Origin of the sequence: Ancylobacter rudongensis, from assembly GCF_900100155.1 — a bacterium.
Taxonomy (GTDB): domain Bacteria; phylum Pseudomonadota; class Alphaproteobacteria; order Rhizobiales; family Xanthobacteraceae; genus Ancylobacter; species Ancylobacter rudongensis.
The window spans coordinates 372423-397762 of sequence record NZ_FMTP01000001.1; the positions used below are offsets into that span (position 1 = coordinate 372423).

At 68.2% G+C, this 25340-nt stretch carries 23 protein-coding genes; 13 read left to right on the plus strand and 10 right to left on the minus strand.

All coding sequences use genetic code 11. The features are described from left to right. Positions 1-30: 30 nt before the first annotated feature. Complete coding sequence (locus BLO63_RS01725) at positions 31-903, minus strand: patatin-like phospholipase family protein (protein WP_205409240.1); 873 nt, start codon at positions 901-903, stop codon at positions 31-33. Positions 904-1307: 404 nt separating this feature from the next. Here BLO63_RS01725 and BLO63_RS01730 point away from each other — a divergent pair, with 404 nt between their 5' ends. Further along, a complete protein-coding gene (locus BLO63_RS01730; RefSeq protein WP_091436211.1) occupies positions 1308-2540 on the plus strand; it encodes a lytic murein transglycosylase in 1233 nt (410 codons plus the stop codon). A gap of 57 nt (positions 2541-2597) precedes the next feature. Here the strand turns inward: BLO63_RS01730 and prmB are convergent, their stop codons facing one another. Beyond that, complete coding sequence (prmB, locus tag BLO63_RS01735) at positions 2598-3539, minus strand: 50S ribosomal protein L3 N(5)-glutamine methyltransferase (RefSeq protein ID WP_091436212.1); 942 nt, start codon at positions 3537-3539, stop codon at positions 2598-2600. A gap of 200 nt (positions 3540-3739) precedes the next feature. Here prmB and BLO63_RS01740 point away from each other — a divergent pair, with 200 nt between their 5' ends. Beyond that, on the plus strand, positions 3740-4024 hold the full coding sequence (locus BLO63_RS01740) for a hypothetical protein (protein ID WP_091436214.1): 285 nt from the start codon (positions 3740-3742) through the stop codon (positions 4022-4024). Between the two features lie 34 nt (positions 4025-4058). Here the strand turns inward: BLO63_RS01740 and BLO63_RS01745 are convergent, their stop codons facing one another. From BLO63_RS01745 to BLO63_RS01760, 4 genes are read right to left on the minus strand one after another with little or no spacing between them, the layout of a single operon-like run. Continuing rightward, on the minus strand, positions 4059-4922 hold the full coding sequence (locus tag BLO63_RS01745; protein ID WP_091436216.1) for an SGNH/GDSL hydrolase family protein: 864 nt from the start codon (positions 4920-4922) through the stop codon (positions 4059-4061). Further along, the gene (locus BLO63_RS01750) at positions 4923-5660 is read right to left on the minus strand and encodes an SGNH/GDSL hydrolase family protein (protein ID WP_091436217.1); all 738 of its coding nucleotides are present in this window, start codon (positions 5658-5660) and stop codon (positions 4923-4925) included. Between the two features lie 56 nt (positions 5661-5716). Continuing rightward, positions 5717-6871 (minus strand): OpgC family protein, encoded by a 1155-nt coding sequence (locus BLO63_RS01755; RefSeq protein WP_091436219.1) that lies wholly within the window; start codon positions 6869-6871, stop codon positions 5717-5719. Between the two features lie 46 nt (positions 6872-6917). Continuing rightward, entirely contained in the window at positions 6918-7496 is a 579-nt protein-coding gene (locus BLO63_RS01760) for an HdeD family acid-resistance protein (RefSeq protein ID WP_091436221.1), read from the minus strand. Positions 7497-7660: 164 nt separating this feature from the next. Between BLO63_RS01760 and BLO63_RS01765 the strand changes: the two genes are divergently transcribed. Then, complete coding sequence (locus BLO63_RS01765; protein WP_091436222.1) at positions 7661-8293, plus strand: MOSC domain-containing protein; 633 nt, start codon at positions 7661-7663, stop codon at positions 8291-8293. Between the two features lie 72 nt (positions 8294-8365). Here the strand turns inward: BLO63_RS01765 and BLO63_RS01770 are convergent, their stop codons facing one another. Together BLO63_RS01770 and tsaA are read right to left on the minus strand one after the other, a co-directional pair. Beyond that, on the minus strand, positions 8366-9517 hold the full coding sequence (locus BLO63_RS01770; protein ID WP_091436224.1) for a L,D-transpeptidase family protein: 1152 nt from the start codon (positions 9515-9517) through the stop codon (positions 8366-8368). Between the two features lie 162 nt (positions 9518-9679). After that, positions 9680-10267, minus strand: coding sequence for a tRNA (N6-threonylcarbamoyladenosine(37)-N6)-methyltransferase TrmO (gene tsaA, locus BLO63_RS01775; protein ID WP_091436226.1), 588 nt, complete (start codon positions 10265-10267; stop codon positions 9680-9682). A gap of 72 nt (positions 10268-10339) precedes the next feature. Here tsaA and BLO63_RS01780 point away from each other — a divergent pair, with 72 nt between their 5' ends. From BLO63_RS01780 to BLO63_RS01800, 5 genes are all read left to right on the plus strand, one after another. Continuing rightward, positions 10340-11353 (plus strand): ArsR/SmtB family transcription factor, encoded by a 1014-nt coding sequence (locus BLO63_RS01780; RefSeq protein WP_091436227.1) that lies wholly within the window; start codon positions 10340-10342, stop codon positions 11351-11353. After that, complete coding sequence (metF, locus tag BLO63_RS01785) at positions 11353-12285, plus strand: methylenetetrahydrofolate reductase [NAD(P)H] (protein ID WP_091436229.1); 933 nt, start codon at positions 11353-11355, stop codon at positions 12283-12285. Before BLO63_RS01780 ends, metF begins: the two co-directional genes overlap by 1 nt. 51 nt (positions 12286-12336) lie before the next feature. After that, positions 12337-12588: a hypothetical protein gene (locus BLO63_RS01790; protein ID WP_091436231.1), complete on the plus strand. Its 252-nt coding sequence runs from the start codon at positions 12337-12339 to the stop codon at positions 12586-12588. A 104-nt stretch (positions 12589-12692) separates the two neighbouring features. Further along, positions 12693-16436, plus strand: coding sequence for a methionine synthase (metH, locus tag BLO63_RS01795; RefSeq protein WP_091436232.1), 3744 nt, complete (start codon positions 12693-12695; stop codon positions 16434-16436). A gap of 5 nt (positions 16437-16441) precedes the next feature. After that, positions 16442-17251, plus strand: a complete 810-nt coding sequence (locus BLO63_RS01800) for an LssY C-terminal domain-containing protein (RefSeq protein WP_091437237.1) — start codon at positions 16442-16444, stop codon at positions 17249-17251. A gap of 76 nt (positions 17252-17327) precedes the next feature. Here BLO63_RS01800 and BLO63_RS01805 read toward each other — a convergent pair whose 3' ends face one another. Beyond that, a complete protein-coding gene (locus BLO63_RS01805; RefSeq protein WP_091436234.1) occupies positions 17328-18092 on the minus strand; it encodes an outer membrane protein in 765 nt (254 codons plus the stop codon). A gap of 151 nt (positions 18093-18243) precedes the next feature. Continuing rightward, positions 18244-19512, minus strand: a complete 1269-nt coding sequence (locus BLO63_RS01810; protein ID WP_091436236.1) for an amidase — start codon at positions 19510-19512, stop codon at positions 18244-18246. 157 nt (positions 19513-19669) lie between these two features. Between BLO63_RS01810 and pdxY the strand changes: the two genes are divergently transcribed. The 5 genes from pdxY (at position 19670) to BLO63_RS01835 (ending at position 25084) form a co-directional block, all read left to right on the plus strand. Further along, the gene (gene pdxY / locus BLO63_RS01815; RefSeq protein WP_091436238.1) at positions 19670-20518 is read left to right on the plus strand and encodes a pyridoxal kinase PdxY; all 849 of its coding nucleotides are present in this window, start codon (positions 19670-19672) and stop codon (positions 20516-20518) included. Between the two features lie 4 nt (positions 20519-20522). Next, positions 20523-21419, plus strand: coding sequence for a PhzF family phenazine biosynthesis protein (locus BLO63_RS01820; protein ID WP_091436240.1), 897 nt, complete (start codon positions 20523-20525; stop codon positions 21417-21419). Between the two features lie 33 nt (positions 21420-21452). Continuing rightward, on the plus strand, positions 21453-22193 hold the full coding sequence (locus BLO63_RS01825; RefSeq protein WP_091436241.1) for an NUDIX hydrolase: 741 nt from the start codon (positions 21453-21455) through the stop codon (positions 22191-22193). A 107-nt stretch (positions 22194-22300) separates the two neighbouring features. Next, a complete protein-coding gene (locus tag BLO63_RS01830; RefSeq protein ID WP_091436243.1) occupies positions 22301-23341 on the plus strand; it encodes a BMP family protein in 1041 nt (346 codons plus the stop codon). 195 nt (positions 23342-23536) lie between these two features. Continuing rightward, a complete protein-coding gene (locus BLO63_RS01835) occupies positions 23537-25084 on the plus strand; it encodes an ABC transporter ATP-binding protein (RefSeq protein WP_091436245.1) in 1548 nt (515 codons plus the stop codon). The last annotated feature ends 256 nt before the right edge of the window (positions 25085-25340 follow it).

Sequence of the window (25340 nt, forward strand, 5' to 3'; positions counted from 1 at the left end):
CTCCAGCTCGTTGTCTCGTCGCGAGAGGCGCTAGCCCCAAAAGGCCTTCATCTCCGCCGCATCGGCCCGCCCGCGTTCCTCGCCATTGGCGATGCAGGGCGCAATCCACTTTGGGTTCATGATGCTGTCGACATGGGAGACGCCCGGCAGCAGCCCGACCACCTTCAGAACCACGTCGGTTCCCTGCGTCTTGAGGTCGGCAACCTCCTGCTGGAGCGTGTTGGGCAGGCCGGAGGTCCTCAGCCCGACCTTCGAGGCGTCGGAACTGCCGTCGGTCAGCGAGATCACCAGCGCCCTCTTTACGCCCGCCACCACGTCGCAATGCGTGCTGGTCTGGCAGATGCCGCCATCCATGCACAGGCGGTCCTGCAGCCAGGTCGGTCCCATGGAGCCCGGCAGCGAGGAACTCGCGGCACAGGCGTGGTTCACCTCGATTCCCGATGTGTGGGAAACAATGAGGCGCTCACCCGTGTAGCAGTCAATGGCCGTGGTGTAGAGCTTGGGCGAGGGCCACGTCTCTTGGCCTATCAGCTTCTTCACGGCGGTGTAATAGCTGTCCGGACCGGCGGCATTGCGTGCTGCCAGCGCCGCACGACCGATCGCCTGGATGGTGGCCGGATCGGCCTTTGAGGCGGCGGTGGCCATGTGCCGGGCGCGAAGCTGGCTGACATTGGGTTCCATGGTCGGGATCAACTCGGCAAAAAGATCCGGGTATTTTCCGAGAAACGCCATTTCGTCGCCGAACTGGTCCAGATGCCCCGCGGTCAGCACGGCGCCAAGGAGAGAGCCAGCCGAGGTTCCCACCACGATGTCGGCGGTGGCGAGATCGACCCCTCCCGCACGCAGCGCGCGGATATAGCCGGCCATCCAAGAGACGAGATAGGCACCACCGCCGCCGAGCACGAGGCCACGTTCCTTGCCGGTGCCAAGGCGTGGCGTATAGGGAATGGGATGGGCGAGTCCGTCATTCCACGCGTCCGTGTCCGGTTTGGCAGGTGTTGTGGTGTCGGGAGTTCCAATGTCGCCGGAAGATTTGGCCCGAGCACTGGTCATGGGATTGAAAAGAGCGCCAGTGGCGCTCGCGATCAGAAGATCACGACGCTTGAACATCAATGCAGTAGGCCCCCCACCTCGTTGCGATGCCTTCAACCGCGATGGTCTATTCCAAGTAGAACACTACCGTCGCGGGGTATCAACCCGCATGACCCGCTTTTTCCGTGCAATGTCCATCGTCGCCCGTCGGCAGACTCCGGCCCGGCATCCCGCCACGGTTCACAGCCGGGCGCGATCCGGGTTATCTCAGGAGCATGATGATCCGATCGCTCCGCCTGTCGCTTCTCGCCGCCGCCCTTTCACTTCTCCTCCCCGCCGGCCCGGCTTTCGCCGATGCCGGCTTTGACCGCTGGCTGGCGGCGCAATGGCCGGCGGCGCAGGCCATGGGCATCTCCCGCGCCACTTTCGAGCGCGAGACGGCCGGGCTGGAGCCCGACTTCTCGCTGCCGGACCTCGCTCTGTCCGGCAAGCCGAAGGCGCCGGACCGGCAGGCGGAATTCGTGCAGACCCCGGCCGCCTATGTCTCCGACAAGGCGATCGCCACCTATGCCGCGCGCGGGCGGAAGCTGGCGGCGCAGTACCGCACGCAGTTAGCCGCGCTTGAACGCCAGTTCGGCGTGCCGGGGCCGATCCTGCTGGCGATCTGGGCGCGCGAGACCTCCTATGGCGGCGCCAAGCTCAGCCATGACGCGCTGCGCGTGCTGGCGACGCAGGCCTATGTCGGCCGCCGCAAGGAGGAGTTCCGCGCCGAGTTTCTCGCCGCGCTGAAGATCCTCGACGAAGGCCATGTCACCCGCGCCGGGATGAAGAGCTCCTGGGCCGGGGCGATGGGGCTGACCCAGTTCCTGCCCACCGGCTATCTCGCCTATGGCGTCGATCTCGATGGCGACGGCACCGCCAATATCTGGAGCGATGTGCCCGAGGCGCTGGCCGCCACCGCCAGCCTCTTGAAGGAGAAGGGCTGGCAGAGCGGCAAGCGCTGGGCCTATGAGATCACCGTGCCGCAAGGCTTCGACTGCACGCTGGCGGAGCCGGAGGTGCAGCTGCCGATCGGCGAATGGCTGAAGCGCGGCGTGAAGATCGCCGACGGGCGCCGCGTGCCGCCCTCCGCCCTCAAGGACGAAGCCTCGATCATCATGCCGGCCGGGCCCTATGGGCCGACCTTCCTCACCCCGGCCAACTACTTCGTGCTCAAGAGCTATAATTTCGCCGATCTCTATGTGCTCTATGTCGGCCATCTCGCTGACCGCATCGAGGACGACCGGCCCTTCGCCCATGACTGGGAGCAGATCGCGCTGGTGAAGACGCGCGATCTTGAATTCATGCAGAAGGTGCTGACGCGCGAGGGCTTCTATGCCGACAAGGTCGACGGCAAGGCCGGCATGAAGACCCGCGCCGCGCTCGGCGCCTACCAGAAGGCCAACGGCCTCGCCGTGGATTGCTGGCCGGACGCCGCCGTGCTGGCCCATATGAAGAAGGGCGGCTGAGGCGCGGCGACCGATCCCGGATACGGCCGATGGCCGTTCCGGGATGACGACGCGGCTTCAGCGCGGCATGCGGTTGATGACGCGCAGATCGGCATTGACCGCGAGATCGACGGCGGAGAGCCAGAACACCTCGCCCTCGCTGTCCTCGGTGTCGAGCCAGAGGAAGGGCAGGTGGGCGTATTCGGCTTCCAGTATCTCCTTGCCGGTGCCGATCTCGCAGATCATGCCGCCGCCGGGCGACAGATGGTCCGGGGCGGCGGCGAGGATGCGGCGCACAATGTCGAGCCCGTCCGGCCCGCCGTCAAAGGCGAGGCTCGGCTCGTGGCGGTATTCCGCCGGCAGCGCCGCCATCGCCTCTTCATCGACATAGGGCGGGTTGGTGATGATGAGGTCATAGACCTCGCCCGCCAGCGGGCCGAACAGATCGCCCTGCAAAAGCCGCACGCGCCCGGCCAGCTCATGCTCGGCGACGTTCTCGGCCGCGAGGGCGAGGGCGTCGGGCGAAAGGTCGACGCCGTCCACCTGCGCATTGGGGAAGGTCATGGCGGCGAGGATGGCGAGGCAGCCCGAGCCCGTACACAGGTCCAGCACCCGCCCGACCATCTCCGGCTGCGGCACCAGCGAGAAATCGCCGCCGGTGAACAGCTCGCCCGCCATCAGTTCGCCGATGAAGGAGCGAGGCACGATCGCACGCGGGTCGGAGCGGAACGGCACGCCGCCAATATAGGTCTTGCCCAGCAGATAGGCGGCCGGCTGGCGGGTGGTGCAGCGCCGGTCGATCAGGTCGGCCAGACGCGCGCGCTCCTCGGCGGTCAGCCGGGCATCGAGCCAGGGCGAGAGGTCGTCCACCGGCAGGTGCAGCCCTTCCAGCACCATGAAGGCGGCCTCATCGAGCGCTTCGCTGGTGCCATGGCCGAAGGCGAGCCGGGCTTGGTTGAAGCGGCTGACGCCATAGCGCACGAAATCCCTGACCGTCTTCAGATCGTCCGTTGCCGCCATCGTGCCTCTCCTTGTTTGGCGCAAGGGTCAGCACGGCAGGGCGGGGAATGCAAGCCGGGCCTCCCCAACAGGACGCGCCCTCGCGGCGTGACAGGTCCCCTCCGGGGCTTGTCATCGCGGCGTGACAGGTTCCCCTGGGGACTTGTCATCGCCCTGTGACGGGACGATAGGAAGGGGACATTCTCGCACGGGGATATTTCATGGCCGAGGCGCCGGACGACGAAATCACGCTTGTCATCGACCGCTCGGTCGCCGTCGTGCTGTTCGAGTTCCTCTCGCGCACGGTGGACGATGCCGATGGCGAGGCGATGGCCGAGTTCATCGAGGACGAGGCGGAAATCCCCGCTCTGTGGGCGCTGCTCGCCGGGCTGGAAAGCGTGCTGACCGAGCCGATGGCGGAGGACTATGAGCGCCGCGTGCTCAAGGCCCGCGACGCGGTGATGAAGCGCTTCGGCGGGGCGTTTTCCGGCAAGGGCGACGACTGAGCCGGCCGCTGCGGGCGATGCCTGACCGCTTCGCTCAGGGCGCCGCGCTCGCCGGCACCGCCATCGCCGCAGGTCTGGCGGCGGGTGCCGCTACCGTGCTGGCGGCGACAGGCTTGGCCGGTCCGCCGACATCGGCGGCGCGCTGCTGCGATTCGATGTTGGCGACGAGGGCGCGGCCGAGATCGCGCGCGAAGCAGTTATAGCCCCAGTCATTCATGTGGAACTGGTCCTTCCAGAGGAAGGATTCGAAGCCCATCGACGCCCTTTCATGCCAGTCGCGCATCAGCGCGAAGCGCGGATAGACCGCGACGCCTTCCTCCGCCGCCACCTTGGCGATCAGGTTGACCATCGGCCCGCTATCGGCGTCGGCCAGCACGCGCGGGGCGTATTGCGGGTCGACCAGCACCAGGTCGGCGCCGATCGCCTTCACCCGGGCGATGGCCTCGTGCAGCAGCGCGTCGGCGGCGGCGAGGCCGCCCTCGCGGAACAGGGCGTTCACCCCGGACTGCCAGATCACCAGCGTCGGCTTCAGCGCCGCGACATCGGTGTCGAAGCGCGCCAGCATTTCCGGCGCGTCCTGGCCGTTGATGCCGCGATTGACGACGGTGATATCGGCGGCGGGAAAGCGCTCGCGCAGCATCGCCTGCAGCCGGCTGGGATAGGCGGCGTCGGGGACGCTGGCCCCCGCTCCGGCGGTGGAGGAGGAGCCGATGGCGACGATCACCACCTTCTCGCCGGCGCGCAGCTTTGCCGCGGTGCGGGCGAGCGGCGCGTTCAGTCTGGCGAGCGTCTTCGCGGTCGGGCAGCCGGCCGGGATCACCGTCTGCGCGGCCGCCGGCAGCGCGGGGGCGGCGAGGAGGGCGGATAAAGCGAGGGGGGCGAGAAGGCGCAGGTGCATCTAGCGGGAACCGAGCGTTCTGAGGTCAACGCCATCGACGATCATGCCGACCAGCAGGCGGCCGATGCAGCTGTGCACATCGTCGAACAGCGAGGGGGAGGGGCGGGCGGTGTCGAAGTCGAAAATGCCCTCGTCTTCCCAGAACCGCATGATCGCGTAGCGGTCGAAGAACGGCACTCCGCCGAGGCGGGCGGCCCAGCGCAGGGCGTTGGTATAGGCGCCGATATCGAAGGCGAAGGCGGTGCGCGGGCTGTATTGCGGGCTGACCAGAATGACATCGGCGCCGGCATCGTGGGCATAGCCGATGCCGGTATCGACCGAGTCGGAGAAAATGGAGGTCTCGGCGCCCAGAATGGCGTCGAAGGTGCCGGTCTGCCAGATCATCAGCGCCGGCTTCGTCTCCGCCAGCATCGCCGGCAGATCGTCGAGCAGCGCCTCGGCGGTGGCGCGCGGCTGGCTGCGGGTCGTCACCACGACGCCGCCCTCGGGGTAACGGGCGCGCAGCCTCTCCTCGATATAGCTGGGGAAGCTGCGCAGCGCGACCGTCTTGCCGCCCTCGGTGCCGGCCATGGCGGGCCGCTTGGGCGTGGTGGCGCTGTTCACCACCAGGATGGTGGTCGGCTCCTTCTTTTCCAGCGAACGCGCTAGCCGCGGCAGCGGAAAGCCCGCCCGGGTGAGGGCGGAGGGCGCCGCGCACACCTTGCCCGTCTCGGCCGCGACGCCGGAGGCGCCGCCCAAGGCAAGGACGCTTGCGAAGACACTACCCAAAATCCAGCGTTTCACGTTGAACCGCGCTAGCCAGCCCTCTTGCGCGCAGCCCTGTCGCGCTCGGCGCGAGCATACCACGACAGCAATGCCGAGAGACCTACCATTAAGGCGATGCCGGACACGCTCATCGTCAACTGCATGAGCACCGTGCCGGAGACCTCGTTCAGCACGAAATGTGCGGCAAAAGAAAGGAAGACGCCGAAACAGAACACTTCAAGTGAGTGCTGGCCGCACATGATGAGCGGTTTCAGTATCTCCCAGCGCAGAAAGGCGGCATGCACCGGTATCAGCCTGACGATCACCACCGCCAGCGCCAGAAAGTGCAGGAAGCGCAGCACGGAAAGGTCGGTCTTGCTGATGGGATAGATGATGTCGCCGATTGCCGGCGGTACGAAGCCTTCCATCGGCGGCCAGTACCAGCTCGTCACCACCGCCAGCGAGAGCGCGAGATAGAGCACGGACAGGGCCAGCACCACCCGCGAATGCACCAGCCCGGCCAGCCGGTCGCTGCCGCCCAGCCCGCACCAGCCGCCGAACACGAACATCAGCTGCCAGGCGAAGGGATTGAAGAACCACATCCGGTCGTCGGGATAGCCCGGCAGGTTGAAGCCGAGGAACTGCACCGCCAGCCACAGCAGGAAGGAGGCGCCGAGCGTCGCATCGGCCCAGCGCTTCAGCGCCCACAGGATCGGCGGAAAGGTCGCCAGCAGCACGATGTAGAGCGGCAGCACGTCCATATTGGCCGGGCGGAACTTCAGCAGCAGCGCCTGCACCAGCGCCACGTCGGGCTCGGCGAGGAACTGCAGCGCCCCCATCTCCTCGGCATAGAGCGGGTTCTCGAAGCTGCCGACGACATAGGAAATCTCGGCGAGATAGATAACGAACAGGAAGATGAAGGCGACATAGAGCTGCCAGGCCCGGCGCAGGATGCGGGCCGAGGTGACGAGCACGCCGCTGGAATCGAGCTGGCGGCCATAGACCATGGCGGCGGTGTAGCCGGAGATGAAGACGAAGATCTCGGTGGCGTCGGAAAAGCCGAAATTGCGGTTGGTGATCCAGTTGCCGACATTGTTGGGCACATGGTTCAGGAAGATGAACCACAGCGCCAACCCGCGGAACAGGTCGAGCCGCAGATCGCGCCCGGAGGCGGCGGGTGGGGCCGGCCTTTCGGCCGGCTCCACGGGAGTGTCCGCCGTCGCGGCGTGGGGCGCAGGCACCGGCAAGCGGCTATTTCTTCAGGCCGAAGCCGAGGAACAGCACGGCGATGCCGTTGAACACCAGGTCGATGCCGAGCAGCAGGCCGAGCACCCACAGGCCGCTGACCGGCCAGCCGGCGATGATCTCGATGCCGAGCAGGACGGCGATGGCGGCGGAGAAGGCGATCCAGCCCCAGCCATCGGCCGGGCGCAGCTGGAAGGCGGCAACCAGGCGAAAGACGCCGCCGATGATCAGCGACACGCCGAGGAACAGGGTGAGGAACTCGGCCGCCACCATCGGCACGAAGATGCAGACGAGGCCGGCGGCGAGAAACAGCACGCCGTCGAGCAGCCAGAAGGCGAAGGCGCCCCAGGTCTTGACCTGGAAGGCATGGATGATCTGGGCGCCGCCGGAGATGGCCATCATCACGCCGATATAGAGCACCGACACCACGGTGCTGAGCACGAGATTGCCGAGCGCGATGGCGCCGGCCATGACCATCAGCAGCCCGAGGGCGACGAACCACCCCCATTTGGCGCGCAGTTCGGAAAGATGACCGGCGACCATGCCGCCCGGTGTCGGCGAGAGGGAGCCCGTTTGCGAAGCCATGTGGTTGATCCTCATTCTTGCCCGCCACGCCGGCAGCGCGGTAACGACGTCCCGCCTCCGGAGTTCCAGCGACTCGTCCTGAACGAGCGCCCTATCGTATAGACAGGGGGCGCCGAGCTGTAGTCATGGAATAACCCGATGTCGAACCCCGACCGGACGCCGCGATGACGCGCGCGCCCCGCACTCGCCCCGATCACCCCCCGCTCGACCTGTTCGGCGCGCCGGCGGCGGTGCCGGGCCGTCGCCTGACCGGGTACTTGGCGCAGACGCTGCTCGCCGACGGGCCGGGCTTTGCCACCCACGCGGCGGAGCAACTCGTCGTCACGCTGGAAGGCATCCTGGGCGATCGCCATGCCGGGTTCAGCCGTGCCGCGGATTCGCGCGTGCCGTGGTACCCGCGCGGCACGCCGCTGCGCAACACGCGGCAGATTTCGCTCGTCGCCACGGACGAGCTGGCCGAGATCGCCCGCCGTCTTGGCCTGACGCAGATCGCGCCGGAGTGGATCGGCGCCAATCTTGTGATCGAGGGCGTGCCGCGCCTCACCGGCCTGCCGCCGGGCACAAGGCTGCATTTCGAGGGCGGGGCTGCGCTGGTGGTGGAAGGGGAGAACGCGCCCTGCCGCCATGCGGGGGCGGCGATCGCCGCGCAGACCGGGCAGGGCGGCGCCGAACTCGGCTTCGCCAAGGTAGCCAAAGGTCTGCGCGGGCTGGTCGCCTGGGTCGAGCGGGCCGGCACGCTCAGCAGCGGCAGCAAGGTCGAGCTGCGCGTGCCGGCGCAGCGCCTGTGGACCGCCTGAACGCGAAAGGCCGGATCGCGGGGCGATCCGGCCTTTCGGGTGTCTCACGCCGGGCACGGCCGGCGGGTCCGGTCAGCGGACGGCGAAGCCGGTATCGGCGGCCGGCATGGCGGCGGTGGGCGGCATGCCGTCGGCGCCAGCGGTGGCGGGCGGGTTGCCCGGCAGCACCACGACCTTGGTGCCGACCTTCACCTTGTCGAACAGGGATTCCACATCCTCGTTGAGCATGCGGATGCAGCCCGACGACATGAACTGGCCGATGGTGGAGGGCTGGTTGGTGCCATGGATGCGGTAGATGGTGCCGCCGAGATAGAGCGCGCGCGCGCCCATCGGGTTGCCCGGGCCGCCGGCCATGAAGCGCGGCAGGTAGGGCTGGCGCTCGATCATTTCCGCCGGCGGACGCCAATCCGGCCATTCCGCCTTGCGGCTGATCTTTTCCGAGCCGGCCCAGGTGAAGCCTTCGCGGCCGACGCCGATCCCGTAGCGCTCGGCCTTGCCGCCGGGCAGCACGTAATAGAGGTAGGTGTTCGGCGTATCGATGACGATGGTGCCCGGGGCTTCCTTCGTCACATAGTCGACCACCTGATGCTTGAGATGGGGCGGAAGCTCCTTGGGCGGGCCTTCCTCCGGCTGGTCCTCGGGCGGCAGCATCGCGACGCTGGAGCCGTTGGCGCCATAGGTGTTGGCGCCGCTGCCCTGCACGGGGGCGGGCGGCTGGCCATAGGCGGCGGGCTGGCCGTAGTTCGGCTGGGAAGAGCTGGGCTGCTGCGCCGGCTGCGGCGCGGCGGCCTGGCTGCCATAAGGCGAGGCCATGCCGGCGGGCGGCTGGCCGGAATAGGCGCCCGGGGGGTAGCCGGTGGGCTGACGCGAGGGGTCGGCATAGGGGGCGTTGGCGACCGCGGGCACGCCCGGGGCCGGCGCCGCATAGGGGTCGCGCACGCCGGGCGGGGGCGCGCCATAGGCGGCCTGCGGCTGGCCATAGGCACCCTGCGGCTGCTGGTAGGTCTGGGCCGGCGCGCCATTGGCCGGGGCCCCATAGGGGTCATAGGCCGCCGGCACCTCGACATTCTCGATCGCGCGGCTTCCCGCCGCGTCATAGGCCGAGCCGCCCTGCGCGGCCGGGTCCTGGCCCTCGACGGGATAATACTGGGCTGCGGCGGTGCCGACCGATGCCAGTACCGAGAAGGCGACAGCGGGAACGAAACCGAGGCGAACGAGCATCATCAAGCCTTAAAACGAATCTGGAAGGCGCGGGACTGCGCCAATTGTTTCTGCCGAGGGGAATGACGCAGGATCAAGGCAGGTTCAAGACCATAAGCCCTCACGAAATAGAGCGTTCCGGCCTGCCATGCGCAAGGCGCGGGGCTGATGCAGCCGGGCCACACCTCAATCGGCGGTGGACGGCGCTTCCTCCCGGTCGCGGTGCCAGCCGACGATGGCCTCGGGATGGCAGTCGGTGGAAGCGAAATAGGGCTTGATGTCGAGCAGCGGCGTGCCGTCGAGGCAGTCGACGCCGATCACCGTCAGCCGCCCGTCCTCGATGCCAAGAAGCCGCACCGCGCTCATGGCAATGGGGTTGGGCCGCGCCGGGCTGCGCAGCGCGAAAGTGCCGCGCCCCTTGCCGTAGCGGCGGGGTGTCTGCACCACGAGGTTTCGCGGCGCCTTGTCCATGAAATAAAGCAGCCAGAGATGGGTTGTGCCTTCAAGTCCCGCCAGCGCCGGCTGGAAGGCGGGGTCGATCTCGACCGTGCAGACCGCCTGCGCGGCGTGAGCCTCATGGGCGTTCTTCGGGCAGTCCGAGCGGTGAGTCCATGGCGTGCGGATGCGGCCGATGAAGTACAGCCCGGCATCGGGCGCCGCCGGCAAGTCGACCGTCACCTCGCCCGGCCGGACGCCGAAATCACCGCCCGCAGCGGTTTCCTCGCCTGCACCCGCAGCGGGCGCAGGACCGCCGTCCCCATCAACCCCGTGCATGGAACGCGGCAACCTCTTGCATCTGGGGAAAATAAGACATAAACATATCTTTATATCTCTCTCGGAGGTCTCGTGACCGTCTCCCCGCTCAGCTTTCCCCTGCTTCTCGACGGCCTCAAGGCGGCCGGGGAGGACACGCGCCTGCGCCTGCTGGCGCTGATCGGCGAGGGCGAGCTGACCGTGTCCGAGCTTACCGAGATTCTGGGCCAGTCGCAGCCGCGAATCTCGCGCCATCTCAAGCTGCTGGCGGAGGCCGGGCTGGTCGAGCGTTTTCGCGAGGCCAGCTGGGTGTTCTATCGCCGCGCCGTCGAGACCCCCGGCGGCGCGCTGACCGACGCGCTGCTGGCGCTGATGGCGCCCGACGACCCCATCCTGCTGCGGGACCGCGAGCGGCTGGAGGCGGTGCGCGCCGCCCGCGCCGCCCATGCCCAGGCCTATTTCCGCGCCCATGCCCATGAATGGGACGCCATCCGCCGGCTGCACGCGCCGGAGGAACAGGTGGAAGCGGCGATCCATGCCGCCTTGTCCGGCGGCCGCATCGGCAGCCTGCTCGATCTCGGCACTGGCACCGGCCGTATTCTGGAGCTGTTCGCCGGCGAGATGGAACGCGGCGTCGGCATCGACCTCTCCGCCGAGATGCTGGCGGTGGCGCGGGCCAATCTCGACCGCGCCGGGGTGCGCAATGCCACTGTGCGGCAGGGCGACATCTACAATCTCGCTTTGCCGCGCGATTCCTTCGACGTGGTCATCGTCCACCAGGTGCTGCACTTCCTGGAGGACGGCCCGCGCGCCATCAAGGAGGCGTCGCGGGTGCTGCGCCCCGGCGGGCGGATGCTGGTGGTCGATTTCGACCCGCATGACCTCGAATTCCTGCGCGAGCAGCACGCCCATCGCCGGCTCGGCTTCGCGCCCGAAATCATGGAAAGCTGGCTCGCCCAGGCCGGCCTCGTGCCACAGTCCCATCGCCTGCTCGCCCCCAAGGACCCGGGAAAGTCCGGGGAGGGCCGGCTCACCGTTTCGCTCTGGCTGGCCCGCGACCCGCGTGTCGCGCTGGCCGATGCCCCACAAAAGCAGGAGGTCGCCTGATGTCGTCGGATGTCGAGCGCCGCAGCCGCCGCGCTGGCGGGCGGCCCATTTCGGTTTCGTTCGAGTTCTTTCCGCCGAAGACGCCTGAGATGGAGGCCACGCTGTGGAACTCCATCACCCGTCTGGCGCCGCTGGCACCGAAATTCGTCTCGGTGACCTATGGCGCCGGCGGCTCCACCCGCGAGCGCACCCACACCACGGTGGAGCGCATCGTCAAGGAGACGCGGCTGGCGCCGGCGGCGCATCTCACCTGCGTTTCCGCCACCAAAGGCGAGGTCGACGAGGTGGTGCGCGGCTATTGGGACGCCGGGGTCCGGCACATCGTCGCCCTGCGCGGCGACCCGCCGGGCGGCGTCGGCCAGACCTATGAGCCGCATGGCGAGGGCTACCGCACCACGGCCGATCTGGTGGCGGGCATCCGCCGCAGCGCTAATTTCGAGGTGTCGGTCTCGGCCTATCCCGAGAAGCACCCGGAAAGCCCGAGCTTCGACACCGATCTCGACATTCTCGCCGCCAAGGTGGATGCCGGGGCGACGCGCGCCATCACCCAGTGTTTCTTCGACAACGACCTGTATTTCGCCTTTCTCGACAAGGCGCGGGCGCGCGGCATCGACGTGCCGATCGTGCCGGGCATCCTGCCGGTCTCGAACTTCAAGCAGGCGAAGAACTTCTCGGAGAAGACCGGCACCTATATGCCGGAGTGGCTGGCCGCCCGCTTCGAGGGCCTGGACAACGACCCCGAGACCCGCAAGCTGATCGCCGCCGCGGTGGCGGCCGAGCAGGTGTTCGACCTGGTGGATCGCGGCGTCACCGAGTTCCACTTCTACACGCTCAACCGCGCCGATCTCGTCTACGCCATCTGCCACCTGCTCGGCATACGCCCGCCGCAGGAGACGGGAGCGGGCGACGGCAAGGGACAGGCGGCGGCGTGAGAAATTCGCGGTGGGATGCCCTATAGTAGGGGCATCCCACGGAGACGGTCGATGAGCGAGCCGGACACCTTCATCCTGACGCTACTGCGCGAGATCCGCGCGGAGATTGCGAATACAAAAACGGAAGTCGCGGAAAGCCGCAAAGAGACCCGTGCGGGCTTCGAGACTGTCAATAAGAAGATCGAAAGCCTCAAGCAGGCCATGCATGGTGAATCCGTGCTCGGCCGTTATGCCTCCGCCGAGTTTGACGACCGCATCGAGGCCATCGAGAAGCGTCTCGACAAGCTCGAAAAAGGTCACTGACCTGTAACGCGACGGGGTGATGGCGCCGGACCGATGGGTTCGCGCTGCTGCCCCTCACCCCACCCCTCTCCCCGACGGGGAGAGGGAGTAGAAAGTGCTCTGTCATGGCCAACGCCCCGACCTTGCCCGCCGACACCCTCGACGCCCTGCATGAGGCAGCGCGCGAGCGCATCCTCGTGCTCGACGGCGCCATGGGCACGATGATCCAGCAGCTGAAGCTGGACGAGGCCGGCTATCGCGGCGAGCGGTTCACCGACTGGCCGCAGGACGTGAAGGGCAATAACGACCTGCTCAACCTCACCGCCCCCGAGGCGGTGCGCGACATTCACCTCGCCTATTTCATGGCCGGGGCGGATATCGTCGAGACCAACACCTTTTCCGGCACCACCATCGCCATGGCCGATTACGGCATGGAGAGTCTGGTGCATGAGATCAATTTCGAAGGCGCCCGCCTCGCCAAGGAGGCCGCGCGCCTGGCGCAGGAGCAGGACGGCCGCCGCCGCTTCGTCGCCGGCGCCATCGGGCCGACCAACCGCACCGCCTCGATCTCGCCGGATGTGAACGATCCCGGTTTCCGCGCCACCTCCTTCGACGAGCTGGCCACCGCCTATGGCGAACAGGCGGCGTCGCTGCTGGATGGCGGGGCGGACCTGCTGCTGATCGAGACCATTTTCGACACGCTGAACGCCAAGGCGGCGGTGTTCGCCATCGAGCGGCTGTTCCAGGAACGCGGCATCCGCGTGCCGGTTATGATCTCCGGCACCATCACTGACCTCTCCGGCCGCACCCTCTCCGGCCAGACCCCGGCGGCCTTCTGGAACTCGCTGCGCCATGCCCAGCCCTTCTCCATCGGGCTCAACTGCGCGCTCGGCGCCAAGGAGATGCGCGCCCATATCGACGAGCTGTCGCGCCTCGCCGATACGCTGGTCTGCGCTTATCCCAATGCCGGCCTGCCGAACGAGTTCGGCCTCTATGACGAGAGCCCGGCGGCGATGGCCAAGCTGGTCGGCGAGTTCGCCGCCTCGGGCCTCGTCAACATCGTCGGCGGCTGCTGCGGCACCACGCCGGACCATATCCGCGCCATTGCCGAGGCGGTGGCCCCGCACGCGCCGCGCGTCATCCCCGAGATCGAGCCGATGCTGCGGCTGTCGGGGCTGGAGCCGTTCGAGCTCACCCCGATCATTCCCTTCGTCAATGTCGGCGAGCGTACCAATGTCACCGGCTCGGCCCGCTTCCGCAAGCTGATCACCAATGGCGATTACACCGCCGCGCTGGCGGTGGCGCGCGACCAGGTGGAGAACGGCGCCCAGGTCATCGACATCAACATGGATGAGGGCCTGCTCGATTCCGAGAAGGCGATGGTGACGTTCCTCAACCTGCTCGCCGCCGAGCCGGACATCGCCCGCGTGCCGGTGATGGTCGACAGTTCCAAATGGAGCGTCATCGAGGCCGGTCTGAAGTGCATTCAGGGCAAGGGCATCGTCAATTCGATCTCGATGAAGGAAGGCGAGGAGGCGTTCCGCCACCATGCCCGCCTTGTGCGCGCCTATGGCGCCGCCGTGGTGGTGATGGCCTTCGACGAGCAGGGCCAGGCCGACACGTTTGAGCGCAAGGTGGAAATCTGCTCGCGCGCCTACCGCATCCTCGTCGACGAGGTCGGTTTTCCGCCCGAGGACATCATCTTCGACCCCAACATCTTCGCGGTGGCGACCGGCATCGAGGAACATGCCGGCTATGGCGTCGCCTTTATCGAGGCGGTCCGCGCCATCCGCCAGCAGCTGCCGCACGCCCATATTTCCGGCGGCGTGTCGAACCTCAGCTTCTCGTTCCGCGGCAATGAGCAGGTGCGCGAGGCGATGCACGCCGTGTTCCTGTACCACGCCATCTCGGCGGGCATGGACATGGGCATCGTCAATGCCGGCCAGCTCGCGCCCTATTCCGAGATCGAGCCGGAACTGCGCGACGCCTGCGAGGACGTGGTGCTCAACCGCCGCGACGACGCCACCGAGCGGCTGCTGGCGCTGGCCGAGCGCTTCAAGGGCGGCGGGCGCGAGAAGAAGGAAGCCGACCTCACCTGGCGCACCTGGCCGGTGGAGAAGCGCATCGCCCATGCGCTGATCAACGGTATCACCGAATTCGTCGAGGTGGACACGGAGGAGGCGCGCCTTGCCGTCGCCCGGCCGCTGCACGTCATCGAGGGGCCGCTGATGGCCGGCATGAACGTCGTCGGCGACCTGTTCGGTGCCGGCAAGATGTTCCTGCCGCAGGTGGTGAAGTCGGCCCGGGTGATGAAGCAGGCGGTCGCCTATCTCATGCCCTTCATGGAGCAGGAGAAGCTGGATACCGGCTCGACCGAGGATTCCTCCGCCGGCAAGGTGCTGATGGCGACCGTGAAGGGCGACGTGCACGACATCGGCAAGAACATCGTCGGCGTCGTGCTCCAGTGCAATAATTACGAGGTGATCGACCTCGGCGTCATGGTGCCGGCGGCGAAGATCCTGGAGGCGGCGCGCGAACACAAGGTCGACGTGATCGGCCTGTCCGGCCTCATCACCCCCTCGCTGGACGAGATGGTGCATGTCGCCGCCGAGATGGAGCGCGAAGGTTTCACCGTGCCGCTGCTGATCGGCGGGGCGACGACCTCGCGCGTCCATACGGCGGTGAAGATCGCCCCGCAATATGTGCGCGGGCAGGCGGTCTATGTCACCGATGCCAGCCGCGCGGTGGGTGTGGTTTCCAACCTGCTCAACGACACCACCAACGCCGACTATGTCGCCAGCCTGCGCGCCGAATACGCCAAGGTCGCCGACGCCCACGCCAAGTCCGACCGCAACAAGGTGCGGGTGAAGCTGGCGGATGCGCGCGCCAACCGGCTGGCGCTGGACTTCGCCAGCTATACCGCGCCGGTGCCGACCTTCCTCGGCACCCGCGTGTTCGACGAGTACGACCTTGGCGAACTGGTGCCCTATATCGACTGGACGCCGTTCTTCCAGTCCTGGGAACTCACCGGCCAGTACCCGGCGATCCTCGATGACGCGAAGGTCGGCATCGCCGCCCGCGCGCTCTATGACGACGCCCGCAAGATGCTGGACAAGATCGTCTCGGAAAAATGGCTGACCGCCCGCGCGGTGGTCGGCTTCTGGCCGGCCGGCGCGGTGGGCGACGACATCTTGCTGTTCGAGGATGACAGCCGGGCGCGCGAACTCGCCACGCTGCACACGCTGCGCCAGCAGATGGCCAAGCGCGAGGGGCGCACCAATCTGGCGCTGGCCGATTTCATCGCCCCGACCTCGACCGGCGTGCCCGATTACATCGGCGGCTTCTGCGTCTCCACCGGCTTTGGCGAGCCCGAGCGGGCGGAGGCGTTCAAGGCCGCGCATGACGACTATTCCGCGATTCTTCTCAAGGCCTTGGCCGACCGTCTTGCCGAAGCGTTCGCAGAACGCATGCACCAGCGCGTACGCAAGGAATTCTGGGCTTATGCGCCGGATGAAGAACTTCAGAATGAGAATCTGATTCAGGAAGCCTATCGTGGCATCCGCCCGGCGCCGGGCTATCCGGCGCAGCCAGACCACACGGAAAAGGCGATTCTTTTCAAGCTGCTCGACGCCACGGCTAAGATCGGAGTCGAGTTGACCGAGAGCTTCGCCATGTGGCCGGGCGCGGCGGTGTCGGGGCTGTATTTCGCCCATCCCGAGGCGTCCTATTTCGGCGTCGGCCGCATCGAGCGCGACCAGGTCGAGGACTATGCCGCGCGCAAGGGCATGAGCGTGGCCGAGGCCGAGCGCTGGCTCGCGCCGGTGCTCAACTACAACCCGGCGGGAGCCGCCGCGCTGGCGGCCGAGTGACGCTGATGAGCGCGATGGACGACGACACCCGCCGGGTGCTGCTGTGGGCGCTGGTCGCCTTCGCCATCTGGGTGGCGCTCGCTTATGTGATGCTGCCGCGGCTGTGGACGCATCACGAGCACCAGCCCGGCATCAAGCGCATGCCGATGGTGACGCAGACCAAGCAGGGCATTCCCGGCGACCCGATCAATGTCGGGCTGGTCGGCACCGAGCAGGACATCCTGCAGGCGATGAACGCCGCCGGTTGGGTGCCGGCCAATCCGGTCACGCTGAAGTCGAGCCTCGCCATCATCGGCTCGGTGCTGCTGCGCCGGCCCGACCCGCAGGCGCCGGTGAGCCCGCTCTATTATGACGGGCGGGTGGAAGACCTCGCCTTCGAGAAGGAGATCGGCCGCAGCGCCGACAAGCGCGACCATGTCCGCTTCTGGAAGGTGCTGGACAGCGGCAAGGATGGCGGGCCGGTCTGGCTCGGCTCGGCCACCTATGACCGGGGCGTCGGTCTCAGCCACTATACCGGCGCCGTCACCCATCACATCGGTCCCAATGTCGATGCGGTGCGCGACCTGCTGATCGACGATCTCAAGACCGCCGGCATGGTGCGGGCGGTGTATCAGGTGACGGGCCTCGGCCCCACCCTGTTCGGGCGCAATGGCGGCGGCGATCGCTACTACACCGATGGCGAGGTGGACTTCGCCAAGCTGGTGGCCAATGGCGTCAAGAACCCCGATCCGCCCACCATCATCGCGTCGCCGCCCGCCGTGGGGGTGAAGAACGCCGTCTGGAGCGCGGCCGCCTCGCTGCTCGGGGTGGAGTGAGGCAACGCCGCGTTCACGCGAAAAAGCCCCAGACGTTTCCGTCCGGGGCCTTCCGCGGCATTCAGAGGCGTGGCGATCAGAACTTGTAGTTCACGCCGGCCTTGAGGGTCTGCATCGACATGTCGATCTTGGTGTTGGCGGCGCCGTCCCAGTTGATGTCGCCGAGGTCGACATAGAGATATTCGGCCTTGACGCTCCAATTGTCGGTCACGGCGTATTCGAGACCGCCGCCCAGCGTCCAGCCCCACAGCGTCTCGCTGCGCGAGGCGCCGCCGAACCCGTCGAGGGTGCCGTCGGTGTAGGACGTCCAGCTCTCGCTGACCTTCACATTGCCCCAGGCCAGACCGCCGGTGACATATGGGAGGAAGCGGTCCATCGAGTAGCCGATGCGGGCGCGCACGGTGCCGAAGGACTCGATCTTGGTGTCGATCGTGCCGAGATCCTGGAACGTCGGGTCGCCGAGATCGACGGCCGTGTAGTTCAGGCGGTCTTCCATGGCGCCGAAGTTGAAGTCGGCTTCCGCGCCGAGAACGACGTTGTTCTCCAGCTGGTAGTTATAGCCGATCTGCGCGCCGCCGAACCAGCCGGTCGGGTCGGAACCGCCGGAAGCCGCCGCGGAATCATAGCCGCTGTAGTAATAGGCGAGGTAGTTGTTCCACGGCGCCGAGCCATCGCCCCAGGCATAGCCGACATTGCCGCCGATATAGACGCCGGTCCAGGAGAAGACCGGCACATAGGCGATCGGCGCCGCCTTGACTGGATAGGCCATGTCGGCCGCGAAGGCAGGAACCGCCAGGGCCGCAGCCGCGACGGTGCCGAGAAGAAGAGACTTGATACGCATGAGTACGCCCCCGAGGGAAAATGTGAGGAGGCCAACCTAGCCCGGCGTACTTAAGAAACCCTCTTCCTGCGTGCTTAACAAAGCGTTTTCCGCGACATGAGCGGCGTCAACTATTCGTCAGCGGCCAGAGGCTTCCTGCGCGGCGGGCGCGTCACGCGGCGCAGATCGCCCGCTCCAGGAACCGCCCGATCTGCATCAGTTCGCGGTCGCGGCCGAAGCGGCCGACGAGCTGCACGCCCAGGGGCAGTCCCGTTGCGCCGGTGAGGCCGGTGATGTTCAGGCAGGGGCTGCCGGTCAGCGTCCACAGGCGGTTGAACGCGGGCGAGCCGGTGCTGGAATGGCCTTCCGGTGCCTCGCCCGCCACCGAGAAGGTGAGCAGCGCGTCATAGTCGGTGTAGAGATCGGCGAGCGCGTGACGGCCGCGCCGGGCGGTGCGCCGCGCGGCGTCGTACCGTTCCGGGGTGAGGGCGGCGGCGCCTTCCAGATAGGTCGCCAGCGTCGTCGACAGGGCGGCGCGGTGGCGGTCCCATTCATCGGCGAAGGCGAGGCTCGCCTCATAGCCCTGCACCACGCCATGCGCCTCGTCGGCCGCCTCGACGGCCTCCGGCAGATCGAGCGTCGTGACGCTCGCCCCGGCCTTTTCGGCGGCGCGGGCGGCGGCATCGAGCGCGGCCTGGGCGTCCGTGGCGGCGAGGTGCGCCCGCGCCGTCTTCACCACCGCGATGCGCGGGGCGGGCATGTCGTCGGTGAGCGCAAAGTCGCGCCCGGTCAGCGCCCCGGCGGCGAAGGCGACGTCCGCCACATGGGCGCCGAACAGGCCGATCGTGTCGAGCGACCAGGAAAACGGCTTCAGCCCCAGCACGGGGAGCAGCTTGAACGAGGGCTTGTAGCCGGTGACGCCGCAGAAGGCGGCGGGGCGGATGATCGAGCCGCCGGTCTGGGTGCCGAGCGTGACCGGCAGCATGCCGGCCGCCACCGCCGCCGCCGAGCCGGCGGAGGAGCCGCCCGGCGTATGGGTGAGGCGGCGCGGGTTGCGGGTGACGCTTGGCTGCATGAAGGCGAATTCGGTCGTCACCAGCTTGCCGGCGATGATCCCGCCGGCGCGCGCCGCCATTCGCACGATGGCCGCGTCGGTGGTCGGGCGATAGCCGGCAAAAAGCTTCGAGCCGCGCTCGGTGGGGAAGTCCACCGTGTCGAGAATGTCCTTCACCCCGACCGGCAGGCCGGCGAGCGGCGTGGCGGCAAGGCCGGGCCGGGCCGCGTCCGCGAGCAGCCCCGGCAGATCGAGGCTGGCAAAGGCCCGCACCTCGTCCTCATGGGCGCGGATCGCCTCGGCGCAGCGTTCGGCGACATCGACCGGGGAGAGGCGTCCGGCATGGACGGCCTGGGCGAGGGCAGCGGCGGAAAGCATCTCTGTCATGGCCTAAAGCCTCTCGCATGAGCAAGGTTGCGGGACAAGGGGGCGGCGCGGCCGGCACGTATCGATTTCGCTTATGGCCGCCGCGCGGAATTTCGTTTGAGCGCTTGCGTTCGGGGCGCTAAGCGCGGATCGTCTGCAAACGTCGGGGCGCATACGCATGAATATTCTGTCGATCCAGTCCTGGGTGGCCTATGGGCATGTGGGGAACGCCTCCGCGATGTTCCCCATGCAGCGCTTGGGCCATGAGGTGTGGGGCCTGCACACGGTGCAGTTCTCCAACCACACCGGCTATGGCGCCTGGCGCGGCGAGGTGTTCGGCGCCGAGCTGATCCGCGAGCTGGTCGGGGGGCTGGAGGACCGCAATGTCCTGCCGCGCTGCGATGGCGTGCTGTCGGGCTATATGGGCGCGGCCGAGATCGGCGACGCCATTCTCGACACGGTCGGCCGGGTGAAGGCCGCCAATGCCGAGGCGCATTATTGCTGCGACCCGGTGATCGGCGATGTCGGGCGCGGCGTGTTCGTGCGGCCGGGCATTCCCGAATTCATGCGCGAGCGCGCCGTGCCGGCCGCCGATCTCATCACCCCCAACCAGTTCGAGCTGGACTATCTCTCCGGGCGCTCCTCCTCGACGCTGGCCGGGGCGGCGGCGGCCTGCGACGCGGTGCACGCCACCGGGCCGCGCGTCATCATGGTCACCAGCCTGCACACCGAGGACACGCCGGACGATTCGATCGATCTGATGGCCTCCGGGCCGGACGGGCGGTTCCGGCTGCGCACGCCCAAGCTCGACATTTCGGTGAACGGGGCGGGCGATGCCATCGCGGCGCTGTTCTTCGTGCACTGGAAAGCCACCCATTCCACCGCCGAGGCGCTCTCCAAGGCGGCGTCCTCCGCCTATGGCCTGCTGGCCCGGACGGCGGCGGCGGGATCGCGCGAGATCCTCACCGTCGCCGCGCAGGATGAATTCGTCACCCCGTCCCGCCTGTTCACGCCGGAGAAGATCTGACCCCATGGCCCGCCGCTTCGTTGTGCTCGACGTCTTCACCGACCGGACGCTCTCCGGCAACCCGCTGGCCGTCGTGCTCGATACGGAGGGGCTCGACGGCAACCACATGCAGGCGATAACCCGCGAGTTCAATCTCTCCGAGACGGTGTTCGTACTGCCGCCGCAGGAAGAGGAAAACCGCGCCCGGCTGCGCATCTTCACCACCAGCCACGAACTGCCCTTTGCCGGCCACCCGACGGTGGGCGCGGCGGTGCTGCTGGCGCTGCGCGAGGGGGTGACCACAACCGACGATTTCGTGCTGGAGGAAAATGTCGGGCCGGTTGCCTGCCATGTCTCGATCAAGGGGGAGCGTTCCGGCAGCGCCACCTTCACCGTGCCCCGCATTCCGGAAATCCTCGACGACGCGCCGATGAGCCGGGAAGCCTGCGCCCAGGCGCTCGGCCTCGACACCGCCGATATCGGCTTCGACGGCTACGGGCCGGTGATCGCCTCGGCCGGCGTGCCCTTTGTCTGCGTGCCGCTGGCCTCGCGCTCGGCGCTGGCCCGCATCAGCCCCAGCGCGGCGCGGCTGATCTCCACCTTCGGCGGCGGCGCCGATTCCGTCTATGTGTTCTGCCGCGACGAGGATGGCGAGGGCGATTTCCGCGCCCGCATGTTCGCCGCCAATATGGGCATCGACGAGGACCCGGCGACCGGCTCGGCCGCCGCCTCGCTGGCCGCGGTACTGCTGGCCGGCGAGCAGCCGGGCGAGGGCTTCCACGCCTATGACATCCTGCAGGGCGTCGAGATGGGGCGGCCCAGCCTGGTGCGTCTCGGCCTGCAGGTGGAGGGTGGCGCGCTCACCGCCGTCACCATTGGCGGCGGCGCGGTCATCGTTTCCGAAGGCGTGCTGTATGTCTGATCCGCTGGCCGGGCGCGCGGCGGGCCGGTGAGCATGGTGCCGGGCGACGGGCTGACGCTGGTGGTGCTCGACCAGATCGAGGCGCGGCTGGCACCCGCCCCGCTGGCGCTCTCAGCCGAGGAGCGTGGGGCGATCGACGCCTATTTCGCCGCCCGGCAGGCGGCGAATCCGGATTTGTGGAACGGCCGCGTGCTGCTTCTCGGCGCGCATCGCTTCGAGGAGCGCCGGCTGGTCGCGCAGTATGGCGAGGCCGACTATGCCGCGCTGCTGTGGCTGCTGGCGGGCGAGCGCGCGCACCCGTTTCTGCGCGCCTCCTTCGCCATGGGAGCGCTGCGCGGCGCCGATGGCGGCTTCGTGATGATCCGCATGGCGCAATGGACCGCCAATGCCGGCCGCATCTATTTCGCCGCCGGCACGCCCGACCTGTCCGACATCGCCCCGGACGGCAGCGTCGATCTCGAAGGCAGCGTGCGGCGCGAACTGGCCGAGGAGACCGGCCTCACCGACGACGACATCACCCTCGCGCCCGGCTGGACGGCGCTGCACGATGCGCGCCGGGTGGCGCTGCTGCGCGAGGTGCGCGCGGGCGAGGAGGCGGAGGCGCTCGCCGCCCGCATCCGCCGCTTCGGCGCGGGCGAGCACCGGCCGGAATTCGACGAGGTGCGGGTGGTGCGCGGCCCGCAGGACCTTGCCGAGGGCATGTCGCCCCTCATCCGCCGCTATCTCGCCCATGCTTGGGAACAGGACTGGGGACAGGGTAGAATGACGCCGTGACTTTTCGGACCAGTCAGTTCGAAAATGGCATGACACTCGCATAAGCGGGGGCAATCGCGGCGCTGCGCTTGGGTGGGCCGCCAGTGCTTTTTCGGGGAGAACAGGAAATGCTGCGCAAGTCGTCTGGGAGCCTGCCGCTTTTTTCATCAGGCGTGCTCGATCGGCGGCAGTTGCTGGCCCTCGGCGCGGGCGCTCTCGCCCTCACCGTGGCCGGCCGCGAGGCCTTCGCCGCCGGCAAGGCCAAGCCGATCAAGGTGGCCGCCATCTATACCGTGCCGGTGGAGCAGCAATGGGTCTCGCGCATCCACAAGGCGCTGAAGGCCGCCGAGGCGCGCGGCGACATCACCTACAAATTCTCCGAGAACGTCGCCAACACCGATTATGAGCGGGTGATGCGCCAGTACTCGGAAGAGGGGGCGGACCTGGTGGTGGGCGAAGTGTTCGCGGTCGAGCGCCCGGCCCGCAAGGTCGCCGCCGATTACCCGAAGACCGCCTATCTCATGGGCTCGTCCTTCGGCCCGACCAAGCCGAACTTCTCGGTGTTCGACAATTTCATCCATGAGCCGTCTTTCCTCACCGGCATGGTGGCGGGCAAGGCGACCAAGTCGAACGTCATCGGCCTCGTCGGCGGCTACGCCATTCCGGAAGTGAACCGGCTGATGCAGGCCTTCATGGAAGGCGCGGTCTCGGTGAACCCGAACGTCAAGTTCATCGTCACCTTCATCAACTCCTGGTACGACCCGCCCAAGGCCAAGGAGGCCGCCTTCGCCCAGATCGACAAGGGCGCGGACGTGCTCTACGCCGAGCGCTTCGGCGTCTCCGACGCCGCCAAGGAGCGCGGCGTCAAGGCGATCGGCAACGTCATCGACACATCAGCCCAGTATCCCGGCACGATCATCGCCTCAGCGCTGTGGCAGATGGAGCCGACCATCGACAAGGCGATCAAGGAAGTGATGGACGGCACCTTCGTCGCGGCTGATTACGGCCCCTACAGCTACATGGCCGAAGGCGGCGCCAGCCTTGCCCCGCTCGACCCCAAGCTGGTGCCGCCCGAGGTTATCGAGATGGTGCTGGTGAAGGAAAAGGAGATCAAGGACGGTCTCTTCCGCGTCAACGTCAATGATGGCGAGCCCAAATCGACGCTGTGATGTCCTTCGTGCCGCCGCTGGCGTCCGGGATGGCCAAAGGGCCGATCCTGGGTCGCCTGGCTGCCCTCTTCCTCCCTCATCCCCGGGCTTGACCCGGGGATCCAGGGGACCGGGTGGGCATCCCCACTGGGTGCCCGGGTCAAGCCCGGGCATGAGGGCCCGTCAGCAGGGCCGCTTTCCTCACATGGACGCTCCATGCACCCTGATCCCCGCCCGCTCGTCCTCTCGCTCAAGGGCATCACCAAGCGCTTCGGGGCGCTGACGGCGAACGACCATATCGACCTCGACGTGCGGGCCGGCGAGATCGTGGCGCTGCTGGGCGAGAATGGCGCGGGCAAGACCACGCTGATGAGCATCCTGTTCGGCCATTACATCGCCGATGAGGGCAGCGTCTTCATCGCCGGCGCCGACGGGCAGCTCAGCCCGCTGCCGGGCGGCTCGGCGCAGGCGGCGCTGGCGGCCGGCATCGGCATGGTGCACCAGCATTTCGCCCTGGCGGAAAACCTCACCGGCTTCGAGAACATCGTGCTCGGCACGCAATCGCTGTGGAGCCTGCGCCCGAGGGGGCGCGGGGCGCGCGACAAGATCGTCCGGCTGATGGAGGAGAGCGGTCTCGCGGTCGACCTCGACGTGCCGGTGGCGCGGCTCTCGGTGGGCGAGCAGCAGCGCATCGAAATCCTCAAAGCGCTCTATCGCGACGTGCGGGTGCTGATCCTCGACGAGCCGACCGCTGTGCTCACCCCGCAGGAGGCGGACAGCCTCGCCGCCACGGTGCGGGCGCTGGCGGGGAAGGGGCTGGCGGTGATTTTCATCAGTCACAAACTGCACGAGGTGCTGGCGCTGTGCGGGCGGGTCGTGGTGCTGCGCGGCGGCGCCAAGGTTGCCGACCGGCCGACCGCCGGCGCCGACCGCGCGACCCTTGCCGAACTGATGGTCGGCCGCGCCATTCCCGCCCGCGAACGCCCGCGCTCCACCCCCGGGGCGGCGGTGCTGAGCCTACGCGGGGTGAGCGTCGGCGCGCCCTCGCAGCGCGACCGGCTGGAAGGCGCCGATCTTGATGTGCGCGGCGGCGAGATCGTCGGCATTGCCGGCGTTTCCGGCAACGGGCAGGGGGCGCTCGCGGCGCTGGTCGCGGGGCTCGCCGCGCCCCGGGCCGGGGAGGCGACGATCGACGGCAGGCGGCTCGCCGCCGCCGATCCGGCCGGGCGCGTCGCCGCCCAGGTCGGCCGCATTCCGGAAGACCGCCACCGCGACGGCACCATTGGCGCGCTCAGCGTGGCGGAGAATTTCGTGCTGGAAACCATCGCCGCGCCGGAGAACCAGCGCGCCGGGCTGATCCGCCGCGCCGCCATCCGCGCCCGGGCGGCGGAGGCGATCGCGGCCTATGATGTGCGCTGCCCCGGCCCGGACGCGGCGATCCGGGCGCTGTCGGGCGGCAATATGCAGAAGGTGGTGCTGGCGCGGGTGCTGGAGCGCGCGCCGAAGCTCGTGCTGGCGCACCAGCCGACGCGCGGCCTCGACATCGGCGCCACCACCGACGTGCATCGCCGGCTGATCGCCGCGCGCGGGCGCGGGGCGGCGGTGCTGCTGATCTCCGAGGACCTCGACGAATTGTTCGCGCTCTCCGACCGCATCGCCGTGGTCCATGCCGGCCATTTGTCGGCGGCGATGGAGGCCGAGGGGCTGGATGTGCGCACGGTCGGGCTGATGATGGCTGGCCATGGCGCGGGGGAGGCGGCGTGATGAAGCGTGCTGACAACCCACATCCTTCGAGGCTCGCTGCGCTCGCGCCTCAGGATGACGTTTCTCTCCCCGCGCGCCGTCATCCTGAGGGGCCCGGCAAAGTCGGGCCTCGAAGGATGGGCGGTGCGGAGCGCCCCTCACCCCAACCCTCTCCCCGACGGGGAGAGGGAGAAGACGGGGTTTTGTTCGGGCGCACCCCGCCTCACCTCTCCCCGTCGGGGCGAGGTCGGCCCAAAGGGCCGGGTGAGGGGGCGCC